This is a genomic window from Lentzea sp. HUAS12 (assembly GCF_024125735.1).
Taxonomy (GTDB): domain Bacteria; phylum Actinomycetota; class Actinomycetes; order Mycobacteriales; family Pseudonocardiaceae; genus Lentzea; species Lentzea albida.
This window is the reverse complement of sequence record NZ_CP099738.1, coordinates 2,422,377-2,442,783: the sequence shown is the minus strand read 5'-3', so window position 1 is coordinate 2,442,783 and position 20,407 is coordinate 2,422,377. Positions and strand designations below refer to the sequence as shown.

Genomic DNA, 20,407 nt, shown 5'->3' with positions numbered 1-20,407 from the left:
CCACCTCGGGACTTTCTAGGCGGAGGCCGGTGCGACCACCGGTTCCACCTTCTGCCGTTCCGCCTTCACCGAGGCGATGCCGCCCAGGATCAGCAGCCCGCCGACCAGCTGCAGCGGCGAGAGCCCCTCGCCCAGCAGGAGCCAGGCGAACAGCGAGGCGGAGACGACCTCCAGCAGCGCGATGAACGACGCGAGCCGCGAGCCGAGGGCACCGGAGGCGGTGATGCCGCTCGCGTACGCCAGCGCCGTGCCGACGACCGCGACCACGAGCAACGGCACCCACCAGGCGGTGGGCTCGCCGAACAGCGGCACGTCACCGAACGTCGCGGTGTACGGCAACAGCCCCGTCAGCCCCACCAGCGCCAGCACGGGCACCGCCACCAGCAGCCCCGCGCCCGCGAGCGCGACCGGCGGCAGCCCGTTGTTGGGACGGGCGGCGATCACGAAGTACACCGAGCACCCGATGGCGGCGCCGAACGCCGCCGCGAGGCCGACCGGGTCCACGGCCTGGATCGCGCCGGGCCCGATCACCAGCACCAGCCCGCCCACCGCGAGCACCGAACCGACGAGTACGACCGGCGCGGGCGTGCGGCGGCTGACCGCCCAGGTGAACCCGACCAGGATGAGCGGCGCGAGGAACTCGATCAGCAGCGCCGTCGCCACCGGGATCCGCTGGACCGCGGCGAAGTAGAGGACCTGCGTGACCGCCACCCCCACCAGGCCCATGCCCAGCACGGGCCAGCGCGCCTCCCGCAGCAACCCCCACCGCCCGCGCATCACGACGACGACCAGCGGGAGCAGCACCAGACCGGCGGTGAGCGCACGGGCCGTCACCGCGGCGGCGGGGGACCACCCGGCCTCGAGCAGCGGCTTGACGAACGCACCGGAGGTGCCGAACGAGAGGAACGAGACCGCCGCGGCGATCAGACCGGCCGACTTCGAAATCCCCATGCTCGCGTGCCTCCCGGTCCCGAACGGTGTCATGGCCTAACCTGGCCGACACCCCTGACGCTAGGCCGGTCCCGGTAAGGAGTCAATTTGCGTTTTGCCCCTGACACGGAGGAGTCTCTCGAGTTCGTCGTGGCGCTGTGCAACACCGAACCGTCGGCCTCCCGCGGCGGCGACGACGAGCTGGCCACAGTCGCCCAGCTCCAAGCCTTCCTGGCCCGGTTCCCCTACACGGGCCGCATCGACGGCGACGAGGCGGAGCTGCGGGACGTCCACCGCACCCGCGCACTGCTCAGGAGCGTGTGGTCCTTCGCCCGCGACGACGCCGTCGAGGCCGTCAACAAGATGCTGCGCGACGCCAAGGCGTTGCCGCACCTCGTGCGCCACGACGACCTCGACTGGCACATGCACGCCACCGAACCCACCTCCCCGCTCGCCGAGCGCATGCGGGTGGAGGCCGCACTGGCCCTCATCGACGTGATCCGCATGAACGAGATGGGCCGCCTGCGGGTCTGCGCGGCCGACGACTGCGAGGGCCTGCTGCTCGACCTGTCCCGTAACGGCCTCAAGCGGTTCTGCAGCGTGCGGTGCGGCAACAGGATGAACATGATCGCGTTCCGCGAGCGGAGCGCGGACGGGCGGTGAGCAGCGGGTGCCCTCCTCGGACTGACTGTCCTCAGTGGAGTGACGAGGAGTTCGCCGCAACCACGTCCACCCCTTGGGAAGACTTAATTTCTCCGTGTGCAATGTTGCGCGGGCGGCGCCGGTGTCAGCACGGTGGGAGGGCAGGTTCGCCCACCACGAAAGGAAGTCAGCGATGACCGCACAGCTCTCCGTCACGGTCCGCAAACTGGGTGCGGGCATCGGAGCGCGGATCGACGGCGTCCGCCTCGGCGGCGATCTGCCCGAGGAGGTCGTCACCGAGATCCGCACGGCGCTGCTGGCGCACAAGGTGGTGTTCTTCTCCGGCCAGGACCACCTCGACGACGCGGGCCAGCTCGCATTCGCCCGCCTGCTCGGCGAGCCGACCCTCGCGCACCCCACGGTCAAGGGCGAGCAGCACGCCAACGTCCTCGCCATCGACTCCGAGCAGGGCAAGGCCAACAGCTGGCACACCGACGTCACGTTCGTGGACCGGGTGCCCGCCATCAGCATCCTGCGGGCGATCGAGCTCCCGCCCTACGGCGGCAACACGGTGTGGGCCAACACCGCCCGCGCCTACGACGAGCTGCCGGAAGCCCTCAAGGCACTGGTGGACCGCCTCTGGGCCGTGCACACGAATCTCTACGACTACGCGGCCGCCGTCGACTCGACCCGCATCGGGGGAGTGGACGTCAAGGAGGAGGCCTACCGCGACGAGTTCGAGTCGCTGCGCTACGAGACCGAGCACCCGGTGGTGCGCGTGCACCCGGAGACCGGCGAACGCGCCCTGCTGCTCGGCCACTTCGTGAAGCGCATCGTGGGCGTCAGCACCGCCGAGTCGCGGGCGATCTTCGACCTGCTGCAGAACCGGGTGACCCGGTTGGAGAACACCGTGCGGTGGCAGTGGTCGGACGGGGACGTGGCCGTGTGGGACAACCGCGCCACCCAGCACTACGGCGTGGCGGACTACGACGATCTGCGGCGCCGGCTGCACCGGATCACGATCGCCGGGGACGTGCCGGTGAGCGTGGACGGGGTGGCCAGCACGACGGTCGTGGGGGACGCGGCGCACTTCTCCGCCCTGTAGTCCTTGGGACGGCCGTGCGGCCGGCGTGGAGGTGTGGGCGTGCATTGGCCGGTACCGGCTTCAGCGCCCGCCCACACCTCAGGCCATGGCCGTCGTGCTCAGCCTCGCCGCGTCAGCCGTTGCGCGAGCCGCGACCCGAAGCCGGTGAACGGCGGCTGCGCCAGGCGCAGCGTGTCGAGCGCGAGCGGCTTGCGCAGCACCGGCTTGAGGTGCGAGAACGCCCGCCACGAGTAGGACCCGTGGTACGAGCCCATCCCGCTGGCCCCGACACCGCCGAACGGCAGCCCGGCCGCCGCGACGTGGATGAGGCCCGCGTCGTGCACCACCGCGCCGGACGACGTCCGCTGCTCGAAGAGCCTGCGGGTGCGGGCGGAGGAGGTGAACACGTACAGCGCGAGGGGCTTGTCCCAGTTGTTCACGACGTCGACCGCCTGCTCGGCCGACTCGACCGCGACGATCGGCAGGACCGGGCCGAAGATCTCCTCCCGCAGCAACGGGTCCGTCGCGTCCGGGCCGACCACGCGGCCACCGCTCACGACGACCGTGGGCGCGAGGTACCGCTCCGCGCGGTCGTGCTCGCCGCCGACCACCACGTCCGCGCCGTCCAGCAACGCCACGAGCCGGTCGAACTGCCGCTCGTTCACGACGCGGCCGTAGTCGCCGCTCGCCCGCGGGTCGTCGCCCCACAGGTCCGCGATCGCCCGGCGCAACGCCTCGACGAGCGCGGGCACCCGGTCCGGCGTGGTCATCACGTAGTCGGGGGCGACGCACGTCTGGCCCGCGTTGGTGAACTTCGCCCACACCAGCCGCCGCGCCGCCTGGTCGAGGTGCGCGTCGTCGTCGACCCACGCGGGCGACTTGCCGCCCAGCTCCAGCGTCACCGGCGTGAGGTGCTCGGCCGCCGCGCGCATCACGATCCGGCCGACCGCGCCGCTGCCGGTGAACACGATGTGGTCGAACCGCTGCGCCAGCAGCTCGGTCGTCTCCTCGACGCCTCCCTCGACGACGCGCACCTCGCCGCCGGGGAAGTAGGCGGGCACGAGGCGCGCGACCAGCGCCGAGGTCTCCGGGGCCAGCTCGCTCGGCTTGAGCACCGCGGTGTTGCCCGCGGCCAGCACCCCCGCCAGCGGGTCGAGCAGCAGTTGCAGCGGGTAGTTCCACGGCGCGATCACCAGCACCACGCCGAGCGGCTCGGACACCAGCCGGGCCCGCGCCGGCCACAACGCGAGGGGGACCGGGCCGCGCCGCGGCCGCGTCCACCTCCGCAGGTGGCGCAGCGCGTGGCCGATCTCCGCCAGCACCACGCCGATCTCGGTCAGCTGCGCCTCACCGGCACCCTTGTGCAGGTCGGCCCACAGGGCGGCCTCGATCGCGGCCTCGTTGTCGATGATCATCGCGCGCAACGCCCGCAGGCTCGCGGCACGGGCGGCGGGGGAGCGCGTGGCGCCGGACTCGAACATCTTGCGCGCGTCGGACACGACGGCAGGGATGGTCATGCCGCCACCGTACACCAATACGAAACAGATCCTTTTCGTTTCTTCCGCTGGGTACACTGGCCGCGATGACTGAGAAAGCCGAGATCGGGCGCCCCAAGGACCCGCGGGTGGACGAGGCGCTGATCACCGCGGCGATCGAGGTCCTGACCGAGTCGGGCTGGGCCGCGTTCACCACGACGGCCGTCGCGAAGCGCGCGGGCGCCTCCACCGCGTCGCTCTACCGGCGCTGGCCCTCCAAACAGGCGCTCGCGGGCGCCGTCGCCCGGCACATCACCCACGCCGAACTGCGCGGCGTCGACACCGGCTCCCTCGAAGGCGACGTGCGGGAGCTCCTGGCGCGCAAGCGGAAGATCCTCGAAGCCGCCACCGGTCCCGCGCTGCTGTCCCTGATGGGGCAGGCCGCGCACGACCCGGCGCTGCGGCAGATCCTCCGCGACGACGTCTACCTGGCCGTCCGCGAAGAGCTGGAGAGCCTGGTGGCACAAGCCGTCGAGCGGGGGGAGCTGGCCAGGCGGATCGACGGCGCGCAGGTCGAGGTCCTCGCGCTCGTGCTGATCGGGACGGCTCTGGCCAGGTCCGTGTTCGTCGAGTCCGGCGCGGGGCACACCGCGGAAGCCGAGCTCCGCATGCTGCTCGCCGTCATCGCCGGAGCGTGACGCGACCGGGCGTCAGCAGTTCGCGCGCAGCAGCGCGCCGCTCGTGCCGGCCAGGCTGACCGAGCTGACGGCCTTGCCGTCCTGGTCGGTGTAGGTGCGCGGCAGGTCGATCCTGGTCGGGCGGGTCCCGGTCGGGTTGGCGTTGACGAGCGCCACGCCGCAGGTGAAGTCCCTGCGGAACACCTTGTTCGCGACCGGGCGGTAGGTGCCGACGGGGTGACCGAGGTACCAGTCGTACTCGGGGTGCCACGCCGTCGCGTCGCCGTAGCCGTCGGTCTTCGCGACCTCGGCGATCGCGGCCTTGCCGGAGGTGGTCATGAACAGGCTGGCGAGCGCGTAGCGGAAGGCCTGCGTGTCCCCCTCGTCGAAGTGCGGCTGCACCCAGGTCATCTTGCCCTGCGCCTCGTTGACGGTGATCTCGGCGACCTGCCTGCTCCAGCCCTCCGGGTACTCCTCGAGCAGCCTGTCGCTCGAGAACGCCAGCCACCACTCGTCGAAGGCGCCGTCGAGGTAGAGGCCGTACAGCTCCCAGCCGCCGGGGTGCAGCCGCGCGTTGGTCAGGTTGCCGACCGACAGCAGGCCCGCGGCCCTGAACCCGGTCTTCACCTCGGCGAGCATGCCCCGGTACGCCTGCTGGAAGGAGGCGTTGTCCGGGTACTTCGGCGGGCACTCGCCGGAGTGGTAGGCGTCGCAGGTGTACAGGGCGTTGTCGAGGAAGACACCGTCGAATCCGGTGGCCTTCGACGATTCGAAGACGCGTTTCACCCACGCTTTGCGGTATTCGGGATTTCCGACGTCCATCTGCCAGTGGCCGTCGTACCCCGAGTACTCGAGTTCCTGTCCCTTCTTCCCCTTGAGGAACCACTCCGGGTTGGTTCGGCGGACCTCGCAGTACCCCAGTCCGGTGGGCAGGTGCTCGTCGTCCTTCCCGTTCTTGCACGCATAGGAGCGGGTGGAGGAGAGGTCTTTGTAGACGAAGACCTTCACGGACGGGTTCGCGGCCTTGAGCTTGCGCAGGAGGTCTCCCTCCCAGGCGTTCAGCACGACATGAGCACGCCTTTTGGCCTCGACGGCGATCATCTCGTCGGACACCGGCGTGCTGTTGAGGTGCAGCCAGAACGACTGCGCACGTCCCACCGGGGCGAACTCCGCCTGGGCCGTGGGTGTCGCGACGGTGGCCAGCAGAACCGTCAAGGGCAGCAAGAGTTTTCGTACTTTGCCTGCTTTCTCAAGCATTTCGTTCCTCCCCGCTCGGAAGATCTGCCAGTGGCATACCCGGCCCGAGAGGAGGAACGGCTTCGAATTGGTAAACCACCTTTTGCGGTGCTCGGCCGCGGCGAACTGACACCCTCGGTAGGACCGGCCGCTCCTGGCCGGGTGACCACGCCGCCGCTCAGACGGACGTACGGCCGCGCAGTTCTTCCACGTCGGCGCGAATTCTGCGGACCTCGGCGAGGATCTCCATCGTCGCCGCCATCTCCTCGCGGTCGTGCTCCGCGTGCTCCTCGGTCATCTGGGTCTGCATCGCGCTCACCGCCACCGCGATGAACAGGTTGAGCACCGTGAACGTCGTGACGACGAGGTAGCCGACGAAGAACACCCATGCGAAGGGCTTCTCCTGCATGACCTGGCGCGCGACCTCCGACCACGCCTCCCCGGTCATCACCTGGAACAGCGTGAACAGCGAGTCGCCGAGGTCGCCGAAGTACTCGGGCGCGACGCCGCTGAACAGCTTCGTGGCGATCACCGCCGACACGTACAGCACCAGCGACAGCAACGCGGTGATGGAGGCCATGCCCGGCAGCGCGGTCAGCAACGCCGACACGACCCGCCGCATGCTGGGCACCACGGACACGAGCCGCAGCACCCGCAGCACCCTCAGGGCACGCAGCACGGAGAACGCGCCGGAAGTGGTCGGCAGCAACGTGATCGCCACGACCACGGTGTCGAACCAGTTCCACGGGTCGCGGAAGAAAGCGCGTCGGTAGGCGCCGAAGCGGAGCGCGAGCTCGATCACGAAGATCGCCAGCACCAGCCGGTCGACGGCGTGCAGCGCGTCCCCGAAGGACGCCATCAGCTGCAGGGACGTCTCGGCACCCAGCGTGACCGCGTTGACGAGGATCACCGCGGTGATCACCTTGTTGAACCACGGAGCGTCGACCAGGACGCGCAGCCGGTCACGGGAGAGCACGAAGATCAATCTATCGAGTGGATCTTCACAGTCGGCGGTTCGCCCGTTCGGCCGCCGGGCCGTCGAGTCCTGGAACGCGAACGGGGTGTGGCCGATGGGTTTCCATCGGCCACACCCGCCGTCAGCGCGAACTAGATGGGATGTCCGGGGAGGTTGGTCAGCCGGGTGATGGGTGGCTGGCCTGCGAGGGCGGAGTGGGCGCGGTGGTGATCAAAGAAAATGCAGCCGGCTGGGTGGTGCTGTTCTGCGTTCGGTTTCTGAGGCGTGGTGGCGGGCGTGGGCCCAGCCGTCGGCGGGTGTGCGGTGGAAGCGTTCGATGTCGCTGTTGGTCTCGGGACGGTAAGGACGCGTGCGTTCGTGGCGGATGCCGAGCTCGGCGCAGGCGCCGTTGTCGGACAGGAGGCGTTCGACGGTCACGCCACGTCCGGTGAACCAGGCGACAGCGCGCCGCAGGACCGCGATGGCGGTGACAGTGCGGGCAGGACTGCGCCGCGGTCGGGAACTGCGGTCGGTCATGCCCGCTGGGCCTTCGTCGCGGTAACGCTGAGCCCATTCGCGGGCTGCTTTCTCGACGACCATGAACATCTTCGCCGCCTCGGCCGGGCGCCAGTCCTGCTCGACGATCAGACGTGCCAGCCGCAACCGGGTGCGCGGGGTCAGCGTCGCGTTGGGGTGGGACGCGAAGGCCTCCAGACCGTGAAGCGGTTCCTCAGCAGTTCCACTGCACACCCGGAGGCCTTCACCTGTTGTCACACCAGACCAACACGTCCGGAACAACGTCCCCGGACGTCACAACTAGATCTTGTCGGCGACCTTGATCTTGCCCTCGATGATCTGGGCCTTGTAGGCCTCGAGGATGCCCTGCAGCTTGGCGTCGATCTTGCCGCCGGACGTCGCGTACCCCATGCCGTTCGACTTCAGGTCGAAGACCTTCGGCAGCGACGCGAGGTCGTTCGCGGCGGCCGCGTGGAAGAAGTCGTAGACGGCCACGTCCACGCGCTTGAGGCTCGACGCCACGATGACGTCGCGGTTGGCCGCGAGCGCCGGCTGGTTGTACTGGTCGGCGTCGCAGCCGATGCCGAGCACGCCCGCCTCCTTGATCGCCGCGAACACACCGATGCCGGACGCGCCCGCCGCCGGGTAGAGGACGTCGGCGCCCTTGTCGATCAGACCCTTCGCGGCCTCCTGGCCCTTGGGCGGGTCCTGGAAGCCGGTGAAGTCACCGGCAGGGGTGATGTACTTCTTGTCGAGCTTCACCTTGGGCGCCGCGGTCTGCGCGCCCTGGTTGTAGCCCGCCTCGAACTTCTGGATCAGCGGGATGTCCACGCCGCCGACGAAGCCCACGTGGCAGTTCTTGCTCTGGTAGGCGGCGACGACGCCCGCGAGGAACGCGCCCTCCTGCTCGGCGAAGACCAGCGGGGTCACGTTGGTGACACCCTCCACAGCGGAGTCCACGAGTCCGAACCGGACGTTCGGGAACTCCGGTGCCACGACCTTGAGCGACTCGGTGTAGGCGAAACCGACACCGACGATCGGGTTGAAGCCCTCGGACGCGAGCTGGCGCAGGCGCGTCTGCTTCGCGGACTCGTCCTCGTTCGGCGCCGCGGAGAGCTCGCGGGTGTTCTCCTTCTTCACGCCCATGTCCGCGATCGCCTTGTCGAACCCGGCGGCGGCCAGGTCGTTGAACGACGCGTCGCCACGGCCACCGATGTCGTAGGCCAGGCCGATCTTCAGCCCGCTGCCGTCGACCTTCCTGCCGGCGGCGGCGGCGGTGGTGCTGGACGAGGCGGGGGCGGTGGGCGGCGTCGAGAACTCGCAGGCGCTGCCCGAAGGGGCGGAGGTGGTGTCGCCGCCACCGGAGTCCTTCGCACAGGCGCTCACCACCATGAGGCTGGTCAGCGCGATCGCGGCCACGGCGGTGCCACGCATACGACGACGCACGGTTCGTCTCCTCTAACTCGGCTTAGGACGCGGACGGTACCTTCCGGCCCGATCAAACCGGTTGAGAGTTCACCCACTGGGAACGAGATCTTTGCGGAACACCAGGAAGTCGCACGGGCACGCGAGGTGCGGCACCAGAAACGGATAGGTGCTTTGCAGCTCGTCCGTGCGCACGAGGCGGTAGCCGATGCGCGTGTACCAACCTCGCAGGAACTCCTTGACCGGATGGCTCCACTCCCGCGGCACCAGCAGTTCCAGCTGCATCCGCGTGACGCCCTGCGCCCGGCCCCACTCCTCGGCGAACGTCACCAGGTCGCGGCCGATGCCCGTCCCGCGTTCCTCCGGCGCGGCGACGAGCATCCCGAACTCCGCGCAGCCGTCTTCGAGCAGATGGACGCGCACGGAACCCACGACACGGCCGTCCGACCGGACCACCGCGATCTCCCCGGCGGAGATCAGCTCCGCCACCTCGGCCTCGGTGGTCCGGCTGCCGCCCTCCAGCCAGATCCCCTTCTCCGCGTCCGCGTACACGCGGTTGACCAGCTGGGCGATCTCCCCGGCGAGCCCGGTGTCGAAGATCAGGACCGGTGTCACCACGGCGACGGCTGGGTGGTCCGCGCCAGCTCGTCGGCGTGCTGAAGCACCCCGAGCTCGCGCAGCATCCGGTCGCGCTGCGCGGGGTCGTGCGCGACGTGCGAGGCGTGCAGCGCCTTGCGCAGCCGGGCCTTGCGGCGCGGCGTCCACCGCCCGGCGACGGCGAGCTTCGCGGCACGCAGCGCCGCCTTGTCCCGCGTGCGCGCCAGGGCGTCCCGGCCGTCGTCACCCAGACCCAGCACCGAGAGCAGGCGCTCCCGCACCTCACGGCCGACGCGCGCCCACGTCGTGGTGCGCTGCCGCGCCGCGCGGATCTCGATGCCCAGCGCGAGGTGCAGCATGACCAGGCCGAGGACCGGGCCGAGCAGGACGCGGGCGGTGCCGGCGACCGGCCCGGACAGGCTGAAGGCCGCGAACGCCGCGAACGCGGTCAGCGCCCACGCGACGAGGCGGGCCGGTCCGGGGCGGCCGTTCTGGCGCACGCCACCGCGCATCGCCCAGCCGCACGCGACCAGTGCCGCCTCCATGACGGAGAACAGGACGACCCGCTCGACGACGTCGGTGATGCCGAGGCGCTGCTCGAAGAACCGCCACGACGTGTCGACGCTGACACCGATGCTCATCAGCGCGACGGCGTAGAAGCCCTTCGCGCCTGCGGGTTCGGTCTTGCCCTCAGACTTGGTCTCGGCCTTGGGCTCGGTTTCGGGCTCGGCCCCGGCTTCGGGAGCGGGGTTCTCCGCCGCGTCCAGCTGGGCGATCAGTTCCGGCGTCAACGGGATGTGACCGCTCGTGTCGGTCACGCCGTTGCGGGCGCGCCACTCGTTCACGATCGGCGTGGCGTACGGCCGGGTGGGCACGGTCTGGCCCTGCCTGCTCAACCAGCGGCGGACGTCCTCCACCGAAGATTCGCGCGGCAGGTGCTCCAGCGCGTACTGAATCTTCGCCTTCTGGGTCCTCAAGCGGGATAAAGCGGCGTCGTGGCCGGTCAGGGGGCCGGCCTCGTCCGTGATCACTCGTGCTCTCCGTCCTCATCGTGGGGTGTACAGGGGGCACGCGGACCCGCTGGACCCTACCCGGCTACTGGACGTGAACATCATCAGGTTTTGGACATTGACACTATCACGGTTGCAGTGTCACCATCGTGGGGTGTGGACGCTCGACGAGTTGCTGGACCGCGTCTCCGCCGCGCTGGCGGCGGAGTACTCGGGCGCGCCCAACGGCCGGGTGCGCGACGTGCCCGACAAGCGGGCCGTCCGCTGGTACGCGACGACGGGCCTGGTCGACAGGCCGTCGGCGATGCGCGGCCGTTCCGCGCTGTACGAGAGGCGCCACCTGCTCCAGCTGGTGGCGGTGAAGAGACTTCAGTCGGAGGGGAGGACGCTGGCCGACATCCAGGCCGAGCTGGCGGGTGCCACCGACACGACGCTGGCGGCGATCGCCCGCGTGCCGTCGCACCTGCTGGAGAGCGATGGGGCGGGGGTGCCGGCCGAGGAGGTGCGGCCGAGGTTCTGGGCGGCGCCCGCGGCACCTCGACCGGCGGCCGCCGACATGGTGACGGCGGCAGGTATGTCAACCGCACCGCCTGCGGCCGCCGCACCGCCTGTGCCAACCGCACCGCCCGCGGCCACCGCACCGCCCGCGGCCACCGCACCGCCTGCGGCTCCCACCGGAACACCGCCCGCACCGCCACATCCACCCGCGTTCGCCCTCAACGGCGTAGCCCTCCCCGGAGGCGCCGTCCTCCTGATCCCCGGCACCCCGACCGCCGCCGACCGCGCGGAGATCGCCGCCGCGGCCCGCCCACTGCTCGACCTGCTCGCCGCCCGCGGCCTGCTCGACGAAAGGGACCAGTCATGACCATCTCCGTCGCCCCGATGAAGGCCGCCGAAGCCGACCGCATCGGCCGGACGACCGAGGACGCGGGTCTCGGCGCGCTGCGCACCGAACGGGGCAACCTGCCCCTCGAGGCCCTGGACGTGAGAGCGCAGATAACAGGGCTGGTGGGCCGTGTCGTGCTGACGGCCGGGTTCGTCAACACCCACGACACCGCCCTCGAAGCGACGTACGTGTTCCCGTTGCCGGACCGGGCGGCTGTCACCGGCATGAAGATGACCGCCGGTGACCGGACCGTCGAGGCGGACCTGCAGGAGCGGGCGCAGGCGCGGCAGACGTACGACGACGCGATCGCGGCGGGCAAGCGGGCTTCGATCGTCGAGGAGGAGCGGCCGGACGTCTTCACCATGCGGGTCGGCAACATCCCGCGGGGGGAGCGGGTGTCCGTCGAGCTGACGCTGGTGGGGCCGCTGGTGTTCGAGGACGGCGCGGCCACGTTCCGGTTCCCGCTGGTGGTGGCGCCGCGGTACGTGCCGGGCTCGCCGTTGCCGGGGCCGTCGGTCGGGGACGGGCACGCCCAGGACACCGACGTGGTGCCGGACGCGTCCCGGATCACGCCGCCCGTGCTGCTGCCCGGGTTCCCGAACCCCGTGCGGCTCGGCATCGGCGTGGAGATCGATCCCGCCGGCCTCGAACTCGGCGAGGTGCGGTCGAGCCTGCACACCGTGGTCACCGAGGGCAACACCGTGACGGTCACGCCGGGTGAGCGGGTCGACCGCGACTTCGTGCTGCGCCTGCAGTACCGGGGCGGCAGCTCCGCGGTCGTCTGCGTGCCCGACGAGGACGACAGCGGCGAGGGCACCTACCAGCTCACGGTCCTGCCGCCCGAGCCCGAGACGGCCGTGCGGCCGCGCGACGTCGTGCTGCTGCTCGACCGGTCCGGCAGCATGTCCGGCTGGAAGATGGTGGCGGCCCGGCGGGCGGCCGCTCGCATCGTCGACACGCTGACGAACGACGACACGTTCTCCGTCATCAGCTTCGACGACCGGCTCGAACGTCCCGACGCGCTCGGGCAGGGGCTTGTCACGGGCACCGACCGCCACCGGTTCCGCGCCGTCGAGCACCTCGCGTCCGTGCAGGCGCGCGGGGGCACCGAGCTGTACGAGCCGCTGCGGCAGGGGCTCGGGTTGCTGGCCGACGCCGCGTCGGGGCGGGACCCCGTGCTCGTGCTCGTCACGGACGGCCAGGTCGGCAACGAGGACCAGGTGCTGCGCGACATCACGCCGCTGATCAACCGGACGCGCGTGCACGCCGTGGGCATCGACACGGCCGTCAACGCGGGCTTCCTCGGCAGGCTCGCCGCCGCGGGAGCGGGCCGGTGCGAACTGGTCGAGAGCGAGGACCGGCTGGACGAGGCCATGACCCACATCCAGCGGCGGATCGGCGCGCCCGTCGTCACCGACGTGGTGCTGGAGCCGACGTCCGACCTGCCCCGGCAGGCCACGGCCATCTATCCGGGCGTGCCGATGGTCTCGTTCGGCCGGTACCGGGGTGCGGCGCCGAAGGAGTTCACCGTGCGCGGCCGGACCCGCGACGGCGCGGACTGGCAGGAGTCGGTGCCCGTGCGGGAACAGACGTCGCCGGCCGTCCGGGCGCAGTGGGCCCGTGCCGCGCTGCGCGACCTGGAGGACCGGTACGCCGTCGGCGACCGGTCGCTCGAATCGACGATCGTGGAGACGTCGTTGAAGTTCGGCGTGCTGTGCCGCTTCACCGCGTTCGTCGCGGTGGACGAGCGGGTCGTGTCCGACGGCACGGTCCACCGCGTCGTGCAGCCGGTCGAGCAGCCCGCGGGCTGGGAGATGCGCGCTCCGGGTGCTCCGATGCCGGCACCGAGCTTCGCCGGCGGGGCACGCGTCTTCGGCGGAGCCAGCCCGTTCGTCGGCGCACCCGCCTCGTTCGACGCGGCGATGCCCCTGCCACCCGCCCCGCCGATGGCCGCGGCTCCCCAGCCGGGGAGTGCCCCCAAGCGGATGCGGGCGTCCGCACCGATGCCGGTGCCGATGCCGTTGCCCACCAGCGATTCGGGCGACCTGCACGAGGTCGTCGCACGGGAGGTGCGGCGCCTGGAACAGGACTCGGCACTACCCGCGTGGGAGCGCCGCGACCTGCTCGCCGACCTGGCGAGCCGGCTCGGCACCCTTATCGCCGGCAGGCAGGGCCCCGCGTACGCGCCGGTGCACGGCCTCGTCGCCGAGATCGCCGCCGGGGGAGACGTCGACCTGCTGTGGGCGCGTGCGCTGGAGGTCCTGCGGGAGTTCGGGGCGGGCAAGGCCGAACCGCAGCGGCGCAGGAGGTTCTGGCGCTGATCGGACGATTGCCCGTGTGAGGGTTGTGCCGCAACGCTTTCCCCATGAGCGCGTTCGGCGAGTGGACGACGGTCGAGGGCCTGCCCGCGTTCGAGTACCGGACAGGCCCGCGGCCGTGGGACCCGATCCTCGACCCGCCGTCCTCGACGCACCGGGCGCACCTCGGCAACCGCCGGATCACCCTGGCCGCCGACAGCGACGGGCTCTTCGGCTTGTGGGACGAGCACCTCGGCTGCCGGTGGCTCGCCGAGCACACCGGCACCGGCCGATTCGGCGCGGTTGCAACGGAATCGGCGCCCGTGAAGGTGTTCGGCCCCACCTTCGTCCGGCTCGCGGCCGGGGGCGTCGAACGCACGGTGCTGTGCCCGGAAGGCGACGTGCCGTGGGTGCTGATCAAGGCCGAGGTGGTGAACCGGGGCGACGGCGTGCTGCGCGGCGTGCTCACCGAGGAGTGGGAGGTGCGGCCGCGCGAGGTGAACCTGGAGTTCGGGCCGGTGCGGGGAGATCCTCCGCCGGACGCACCCGTCGTGGCGCTGGAGCACGCCGGAGGCGAGCGGGTGCGGACGACCGCCGGAACCCTGACCGTCGGGATCCCGCTGGAACTGGCGCCGGGGGAGCGGACCACCGCGTGGTTCCGGTTCGGGCTGCTCGACGGACCCGTGGACCCGGAGGCGGTCTACGAGACGAGCCTGGCCGCCCTCCGCCGGCGACTCCCGTCCGCGCCGGACGAGATCCGCTGGCACGCGGCACTGCTGACCGGGGGCGCGTGCACCGACGGTCTTCTCGGCGGTCACACCCTGAACCAGGGCTCGGCCTACTCGTTCCGTCACGGTTTCAACGGCGCCGCAAGGGATCCGCTGCAACACGCGCTGCCGCTGGTGCACCTCGAACCGGACCTCGCCCTGTCGGTGCTGCGCAACACCTGCGCCTGGGGCAGCCCGGACGGCGACCTCCCGTACGCGCTCGACGGCCGCAAACAGCCGTGGACGCAGCTGTTCCGCCCGTCCGACCAGAACCTCTGGGCGCTCTGGCTCGCCGCCGAGTACGCCGCCGAGACCGGTGACCTCGCCGCGTTCCACGAACCCGTGCCGTACCACCCGTGCCACGGCGCCGAAGCCGTCCCGCTCGGCGAGAACCTGAGGCGCCAGTTCCGGTTCTTCGCCGACGAGGTCGGGGTGGGCGAGCACGGCCACGTCCGGATCCTCAACGCCGACTGGAGCGACCTCGCCATCCGGGAGTCCGGAGTGGACCGTGAGCTGATGGTCAAGAGCGGCGAGTCGGTGCTGAACTCGGCCATGGCGGCCTGGGTGCTCCCCGTCTACGCCGAGCTCGCCGAACGGGTGGGTGACGCCGCGACGGCTTCCGAGGCACGCCACCGTGCCGCCGCCCTCCGCGAGCTGGTCGCGCAGGAGTGGAACGGCCGCTGGTTCCGCCGCGCCCGCGGCCCGGGGAACGCGGTGGTCGGCGAGAACGACCTGTGGCTCGAGATGCAGCCGTGGGCGATCCTGTGCGGCGCAGCGACTCCGGACCAGGCACGCGCGTTGCTCACCACGATCGACGAGACGTGCCGCGCCGGGTCACCGCTGGGCGCCCGCCACCGCTGGCCCACTCCCGCCGGCGCACAGGGCCAGGTGTGGTTCTCGGTGAACATGACGCTGGTCTGGGCGGCGTCCCTGCACGACGAGGACCTGGCGTGGGACGAGTGGCGGCGCATGACGCTGCACGCGCACACGGCCGCGTATCCGGACGTGTGGACCGGCACGCTGTCCGGCCCCGACTGCTACCTCGCACCGGACAGCGACCGGCCCGGCGAGACGTGGGCGTTGCCGGAGTTCGGCACGGCGATGCAGGCGTACCCCGTCGCGAACCTGCACAGCCACTCCCAGCCGTTGCTCGCCTACCTGCGACTGCGGGGCGTCGTACCCCGATTCGGTGAACGTGCGTGACATTTCCGGATCTCGCGTGCTCTTCGGACCGAAGCCACCCGCGCTGATCGAGGAGTTCCGTTGTCCAGCTGCCGCCACCGAGTCGTCCAGTTGCGCACGCCGCTGTCCGAGGACGAACGGCTGTCGCTCGTCGAGCAGACCGTCCTGTGCCATCCGGCGGTGCACAGCGTCGAGCTGTTCGCCGACGAGGAGGTCCACGCCGAGGTCGTGGTGTGGCGCGGCGGTTCGCCGCAGCGGACCGTTCGCGACATCTCCGCGGCTCTGGAGGCCGTGCTCGGTGAGGTGGCTGTGACCCTGACGGTCGTGGCAATCGCCCACCGCAGGCGCGACCGGGTCCTCTGGGTTTACATCTAGAGGCCTATTGTCAAACGGGCTTTACATCCCCTACCTTTCTGTCAACCTCCCGGAGGAGAGCGACATGAAGGCAACGGTGCCCGTCGGCTCAACCGAGCAGTGGACGGACGGCAAGCGGTACCTGTGGCTGCTGGGACTGGTCGTGCCGTCCCTGGCGTTCCTGGCGATCGGGATGCACGCCGTCACGGGCTGGGGCGTGTGGTTCTGGATCGGCCCGGTCGTGGTCCTGCTGATCGTCCCGGCGATCGACCTGGTCGCTGGGCTCGACCGCGGCAACCCGCCCGACGACGTGATCGAACGGCTGGAGAACGACCGCTACTACCGCTGGATCACCTACCTGTACCTGCCGATCCAGTACGTCGGGTTCGTGGTGGCGTTCTGGTTCATCGCCCGTGGTGACCTGTCCGTCGTGGACAAGATCGGCCTCGCGGTGTCGATCGGGTGCATCGGCGGCATCGGCATCAACACCGCGCACGAACTGGGGCACAAGAAGGAGAGCCACGAGCGGTGGCTGTCGAAGATCGCGCTCGCGCAGAGCTTCTACGGCCACTTCTACATCGAGCACAACCGCGGCCACCACGTGCGGGTCGCCACCCCGGAGGACCCGGCGAGCAGTCGCGTGGGCGAGAGCTTCTACCGCTTCTGGCCGCGCACGGTGTTCGGGTCGGTCAAGTCGGCGTGGCGGCTCGAACGCAAGCGGTACGGGCGTCGCGACCGGCACCCGTACCGGCTGGGCAACGACGTGCTCAACGCGTGGCTGATGTCGGCGGTGCTGTGGGCGGCGATGATCGTGTGGCTGGGCGTCGGCATCGTGCCGTACCTGCTCATCCAGGCGGTGATCGGCTTCTCGCTCCTGGAGGTCGTCAACTACATGGAGCACTACGGGATGTTGCGGCAGATGGTCGGCGCACCAGGCCGCAGGCGCTACGAGCGCGTGGACCCCAGCCACAGCTGGAACTCCAACAACATCGCCACGAACGTGCTGCTGTACCACCTGCAGCGGCACAGCGACCACCACGCCAACCCGACCCGGCGCTACCAGACGTTGCGCGACTTCGCCGAGTCCCCGGTGCTGCCGACCGGGTACGCGGGCATGATCCTGCTCGCCCTGGTGCCCCCGCTGTGGCGGCGCGTGATGGACCCGCGCGTGCAGGCCCACTTCGGCGGCGACATCGGCCGCGCCAACATCCAGCCGGGCAAACGGCGGGAGGTCCTCGCCCGCTACGGCGGCACCGAGGCGAGCGAGGTCGTCGTGGCCGACAGCCGGGGTGACGCGACCGCGGGCGGCATGTGCCCGGGCTGCGGGTACGTCTACGACGAGAGCACCGGCGACCCGCGCGAGGGCTTCCCCGCCGGAACGCCGTGGTCGGCCATCCCGGACTCGTGGTGCTGCCCGGACTGCGGGGTGCGCGAGAAGATCGACTTCGTCGCGCCGGGCCGTGTGACGACCTAGGATCCGACGCATGGGCGGGACTTCTGCGGCAGCGGCCTCCGGCAGGCGGCCGATCATCGACGTGGCGATCGAGATGACCGCCCGTGACGGCTGGGCCGCGGTCACCATGACGCGGCTCGCCGAGCAGGCCGGGGTCAGCCGCCAGACCGTCTACAACGAGATCGGCTCCAAGAACTCCCTCGCCGACGCGATGCTCGCGCACGAGCTCGGCCGGTTCCTCACGGCTATCGGCACCGCGTTCGACCGCCACCCCGGTGACCTGGTCGAGGCGATCCACGACGCCGTCCGGGACGTCCTCGACCTCGCCCGCGGCAACCTCCTGGTCCGTGCGATCGCCTCCGCGACGCACGGCGCCGACACCGAACTCGTGCCGCTGCTGACCACCCAGGCCGAAACCCTGCTCACCGAGGTCAAGGCGATGCTCACGGCACGGGTCGAGGCGTACGGCACCGGCCTGAGCGGCGAGCAGGTCGAGGTGCTGATCGACCTCATGACCCGCACGGTCCTCAGCCACGTCGTCCAGCCGTCGGGCACCCCCGCCGCCACGGCCGACGGCCTGGCGTGGCTCGCGTCACGCGTGCTGGAGGAGCCCGCGAGGAAACCGCTGCGCTTCGGCTGACGAACACCGGAGGTGAGCGTGCTCGACATCATCGCGGACCGGCTCGTCGTCCCCGGCTACTCGAAGTGGGGCTACCGGCTGCGCGAGAAGAGTTGGACGGACCTGGAGCCCGGCGCACTGCGCGGCCGCCGGGCCGTCGTGACCGGGGCCGGCAGCGGCATCGGCAAGGCGACGGCGCTGGGCCTCGCCCGTCTCGGCGCGGACGTCGTGCTGGCCGTGCGCGACGAACGCAAGGGCGAGGCCGCGCGCCGGGAGATCGTGGCCGAGGTACCCGGTGCCACGATCGAAGTCCGGCACTGCGACGTGTCGAGTCCGGAGTCCGTGCGGCGGTTCGCCGCGGAGATGGACCGATTGGACGTTCTGGTGCACAACGCCGGGGTCCTGCCGAAGGAACGCACGGTCACCGCGGACGGCCACGAGCTGACGTTCGCCACGCACGTGCTGGGCCCGTTGCTGCTGACCGACCTGCTGCGCCCGCTGCTCGCGGCTTCTCCGGACGCGCGTGTCGTGTTCGTCTCCTCGGGAGGCATGTACACGCAACGCCTGTACGCCGACGACCCCGAGTACCGCGAGGGCACCTTCAAGGGCGCGACGGCCTATGCGCGCACGAAACGCATGCAGGTCACGCTCGTCCCGCTGCTGACCGAGCGCTACGCCTGCGACGGGGTCGCGGTGCACGGCATGCACCCCGGCTGGGCCGACACGCCGGGTGTCGCCGGCTCGCTGCCGGGGTTCCACCGCCTGACCAGGGCGTTCCTGCGCACACCGGAGGAGGGTGCGGACACCGTCGTCTGGCTCGCCGCGGTGACACCCGCTCCGCGTGCCGGACGGTTCTGGCACGACCGCCGGGAGCGTCCGGCGCACGTGCTGCCCACCACCGCGGAGAAGCCCGGGGACGTCGCCGCGTTCTGGCGGTACAGCACGTCCGCTGCGGGTCTCAGATGACGTTCCCAGGTGGAGCATCGTGGGAGCACGGGTGATGAACACGTTCGCGATGCCTGGTTGATCCTCGTGGAAGGGCAGAGTCGCAGATCCAGCCTGCGGGATTCAGCCGAGCAGGTCCAGTTCGGCCTGCAGCGCCTCGGTGATCGCCGCCAGGTCGGGTGTGCGATCGGGGTCGGCGACCACGGTGACGGTGAACGTGCCGGCGTAGGACAGGGCGGCGAACGCCACGGTCACGTTGCCCGTGGTGGCGGACAACGGGATCAGCCCGACGACAGGCACACCACCCAGCCGCACGGGACGATCAGGGCCGTGCACGTTGGTCACGACGGTGTTCACCATGTGCTGGTGGTTCATGAACCAGTCCGCGATCCCGAGGCCCTGCAACAGCCGGAAGACGGGTGTCATCGGGGTGGCCGTCTTCTTGTGCGACCTGGTCGTGGCGGCGATGCGGGTCAGCCGCGACCAGGTGTCGCCGCCGGTCGGCAGTGCGACGGGCATGACGCCGGTGCTGTTGCCGAGGTGCGCGGCCGTCGTGGATCGCCGCGTCGACACGGGAACGGAGACCACCAGGTCGTCCACGTCCTCCCCGCGCTTGGCCAGGACCGTGCCCAGGGCAGCCATGACGGAGCTGAGCAGGGCGTCATTGATCGTGGCACCGCAGCGGTGCGCGGCGGCGTGCAAGCGGGAGACGCTGGTCCGGGCGATGGTCTGCCGTCTGCGTGGCCCGGTCGGTTGGTTCAAGGAACAGCGTGTGCCACGTGAGGGCCACCGGAAACCTGCGAGCGGAACGTGCTCCGGGAACCTCAACCGGGCCGCCCATGCGTCCTTCACGAGTTCGAGGCGGGACGGCGCGGGTGCTGGAAAGGGTTCGGCCTCGATGGCCGGTGATCCGTCGACCAGGTTCGCCAGCACGGCGAGCCCGCCGATGCCATCGGACAACACGTGGTGGAAGACCACGACCAACGCCGCTCGGTTCTCCGCCAGCCCGGTGACGATCGTCGCGGACCAGAGCGGAGCCGAATGCGGGAGGGGACGAATCACGAGTGAGGAGGCGATGTCCAGCAGTGCCGCTTCGTCACCGGGAGCCGGGCAGACCACGCGGTGCACGTGTCCGGTGATGTCGAACCCGGCGTCGTCGACCCAGATGGGGCGCCCACCTCCGAACGGAGTTGCGACCAGTCGTCGGCGCAACCGGGGAACAGACAGGACGCGCTGGGCGAGCAGGGATTCGACGTCGCCGGGATCGCGTTGCAGCACCAGGACCGCGCCCACCTGCATGCCCGAGGCGAGCGACATCAGGTCGGCGGGGCTGGTCCGGTCGATCATCGAAACGCTC

Annotated in this window: 18 protein-coding genes and 1 pseudogene; 10 read left to right on the top strand and 9 right to left on the bottom strand. The window is 70.9% G+C overall.

Features of this window, described 5'->3' with window-relative positions; all coding sequences use genetic code 11:
* Positions 1-15: 15 nt before the first annotated feature.
* The gene (locus tag ND450_RS10750) at positions 16-951 is read right to left on the bottom strand and encodes a DMT family transporter (RefSeq protein ID WP_253325987.1); all 936 of its coding nucleotides are present in this window, start codon (positions 949-951) and stop codon (positions 16-18) included.
* 87 nt (positions 952-1,038) lie between these two features.
* On the opposite strand from ND450_RS10750, the gene ND450_RS10745 reads away from it, so the two are divergent.
* Together ND450_RS10745 and ND450_RS10740 are read left to right on the top strand one after the other, a co-directional pair.
* Positions 1,039-1,593, top strand: coding sequence for a CGNR zinc finger domain-containing protein (locus ND450_RS10745; protein WP_253325986.1), 555 nt, complete (start codon positions 1,039-1,041; stop codon positions 1,591-1,593).
* Between the two features lie 172 nt (positions 1,594-1,765).
* A complete protein-coding gene (locus tag ND450_RS10740; protein ID WP_089928105.1) occupies positions 1,766-2,677 on the top strand; it encodes a TauD/TfdA family dioxygenase in 912 nt (303 codons plus the stop codon).
* Positions 2,678-2,775: 98 nt separating this feature from the next.
* Here ND450_RS10740 and ND450_RS10735 read toward each other — a convergent pair whose 3' ends face one another.
* Entirely contained in the window at positions 2,776-4,173 is a 1,398-nt protein-coding gene (locus tag ND450_RS10735) for an aldehyde dehydrogenase family protein (protein WP_253325985.1), read from the bottom strand.
* A gap of 65 nt (positions 4,174-4,238) precedes the next feature.
* Here ND450_RS10735 and ND450_RS10730 point away from each other — a divergent pair, with 65 nt between their 5' ends.
* The gene (locus ND450_RS10730; protein WP_253325984.1) at positions 4,239-4,829 is read left to right on the top strand and encodes a TetR/AcrR family transcriptional regulator; all 591 of its coding nucleotides are present in this window, start codon (positions 4,239-4,241) and stop codon (positions 4,827-4,829) included.
* Positions 4,830-4,841: 12 nt separating this feature from the next.
* On the opposite strand, the gene ND450_RS10725 is transcribed toward ND450_RS10730, so the two are convergent.
* The 6 genes and pseudogenes from ND450_RS10725 to ND450_RS10700 form a co-directional block, all read right to left on the bottom strand.
* Positions 4,842-6,023 carry a putative glycoside hydrolase gene (locus tag ND450_RS10725; RefSeq protein ID WP_253325983.1) on the bottom strand — a complete coding sequence of 394 codons (1,182 nt, stop codon included), beginning with the start codon at positions 6,021-6,023 and terminating at the stop codon, positions 4,842-4,844.
* Between the two features lie 199 nt (positions 6,024-6,222).
* A complete protein-coding gene (locus ND450_RS10720) occupies positions 6,223-7,020 on the bottom strand; it encodes an ion transporter (RefSeq protein WP_253325982.1) in 798 nt (265 codons plus the stop codon).
* Between the two features lie 131 nt (positions 7,021-7,151).
* Positions 7,152-7,713, bottom strand: a pseudogene (locus ND450_RS10715) (leucine zipper domain-containing protein).
* A gap of 102 nt (positions 7,714-7,815) precedes the next feature.
* A complete protein-coding gene (locus ND450_RS10710) occupies positions 7,816-8,949 on the bottom strand; it encodes a BMP family protein (RefSeq protein WP_253327896.1) in 1,134 nt (377 codons plus the stop codon).
* Positions 8,950-9,030: 81 nt separating this feature from the next.
* Positions 9,031-9,555 carry a GNAT family N-acetyltransferase gene (locus tag ND450_RS10705; protein ID WP_253325981.1) on the bottom strand — a complete coding sequence of 175 codons (525 nt, stop codon included), beginning with the start codon at positions 9,553-9,555 and terminating at the stop codon, positions 9,031-9,033.
* The gene (locus ND450_RS10700) at positions 9,552-10,514 is read right to left on the bottom strand and encodes a hypothetical protein (protein WP_253325980.1); all 963 of its coding nucleotides are present in this window, start codon (positions 10,512-10,514) and stop codon (positions 9,552-9,554) included. Before ND450_RS10700 ends, ND450_RS10705 begins: the two co-directional genes overlap by 4 nt.
* Positions 10,515-10,701: 187 nt before the next feature.
* Between ND450_RS10700 and ND450_RS10695 the strand changes: the two genes are divergently transcribed.
* The 7 genes from ND450_RS10695 to ND450_RS10660 all read left to right on the top strand — a co-directional run bounded on the left by ND450_RS10695 (position 10,702) and on the right by ND450_RS10660 (position 19,071).
* Complete coding sequence (locus tag ND450_RS10695) at positions 10,702-11,412, top strand: MerR family transcriptional regulator (RefSeq protein WP_253325979.1); 711 nt, start codon at positions 10,702-10,704, stop codon at positions 11,410-11,412.
* Positions 11,409-13,754, top strand: coding sequence for a VIT domain-containing protein (locus tag ND450_RS10690; protein ID WP_253325978.1), 2,346 nt, complete (start codon positions 11,409-11,411; stop codon positions 13,752-13,754). Before ND450_RS10695 ends, ND450_RS10690 begins: the two co-directional genes overlap by 4 nt.
* 44 nt (positions 13,755-13,798) lie before the next feature.
* Positions 13,799-15,700, top strand: a complete 1,902-nt coding sequence (locus ND450_RS10685; protein ID WP_253325977.1) for a GH36-type glycosyl hydrolase domain-containing protein — start codon at positions 13,799-13,801, stop codon at positions 15,698-15,700.
* Between the two features lie 60 nt (positions 15,701-15,760).
* On the top strand, positions 15,761-16,054 hold the full coding sequence (locus ND450_RS10680) for a hypothetical protein (protein WP_253325976.1): 294 nt from the start codon (positions 15,761-15,763) through the stop codon (positions 16,052-16,054).
* Positions 16,055-16,118: 64 nt separating this feature from the next.
* Positions 16,119-17,507, top strand: a complete 1,389-nt coding sequence (locus ND450_RS45845) for a fatty acid desaturase (RefSeq protein ID WP_305885215.1) — start codon at positions 16,119-16,121, stop codon at positions 17,505-17,507.
* Between the two features lie 10 nt (positions 17,508-17,517).
* Positions 17,518-18,126, top strand: coding sequence for a TetR/AcrR family transcriptional regulator (locus ND450_RS10665; protein WP_253325975.1), 609 nt, complete (start codon positions 17,518-17,520; stop codon positions 18,124-18,126).
* Between the two features lie 18 nt (positions 18,127-18,144).
* On the top strand, positions 18,145-19,071 hold the full coding sequence (locus ND450_RS10660) for an SDR family NAD(P)-dependent oxidoreductase (protein ID WP_253325974.1): 927 nt from the start codon (positions 18,145-18,147) through the stop codon (positions 19,069-19,071).
* Between the two features lie 102 nt (positions 19,072-19,173).
* Here ND450_RS10660 and ND450_RS10655 read toward each other — a convergent pair whose 3' ends face one another.
* Positions 19,174-20,397 (bottom strand): wax ester/triacylglycerol synthase domain-containing protein, encoded by a 1,224-nt coding sequence (locus ND450_RS10655; RefSeq protein ID WP_253325973.1) that lies wholly within the window; start codon positions 20,395-20,397, stop codon positions 19,174-19,176.
* Positions 20,398-20,407: the final 10 nt, after the last annotated feature.

Coding starts and splice junctions, on each gene's coding strand:
- ND450_RS10740 (WP_089928105.1), top strand. CDS start 1,766: ATGACCGCACAGCTCTCCGTCACGGTCCGCAAACTGGGTGCGGGCATC.
- ND450_RS45845 (WP_305885215.1), top strand. CDS start 16,119: ATGAAGGCAACGGTGCCCGTCGGCTCAACCGAGCAGTGGACGGACGGC.
- ND450_RS10730 (WP_253325984.1), top strand. CDS start 4,239: ATGACTGAGAAAGCCGAGATCGGGCGCCCCAAGGACCCGCGGGTGGAC.
- ND450_RS10665 (WP_253325975.1), top strand. CDS start 17,518: ATGGGCGGGACTTCTGCGGCAGCGGCCTCCGGCAGGCGGCCGATCATC.
- ND450_RS10685 (WP_253325977.1), top strand. CDS start 13,799: ATGAGCGCGTTCGGCGAGTGGACGACGGTCGAGGGCCTGCCCGCGTTC.
- ND450_RS10690 (WP_253325978.1), top strand. CDS start 11,409: ATGACCATCTCCGTCGCCCCGATGAAGGCCGCCGAAGCCGACCGCATC.
- ND450_RS10710 (WP_253327896.1), bottom strand. CDS start 8,949: ATGCGTGGCACCGCCGTGGCCGCGATCGCGCTGACCAGCCTCATGGTG.
- ND450_RS10750 (WP_253325987.1), bottom strand. CDS start 951: ATGGGGATTTCGAAGTCGGCCGGTCTGATCGCCGCGGCGGTCTCGTTC.
- ND450_RS10735 (WP_253325985.1), bottom strand. CDS start 4,173: ATGACCATCCCTGCCGTCGTGTCCGACGCGCGCAAGATGTTCGAGTCC.
- ND450_RS10655 (WP_253325973.1), bottom strand. CDS start 20,397: ATGATCGACCGGACCAGCCCCGCCGACCTGATGTCGCTCGCCTCGGGC.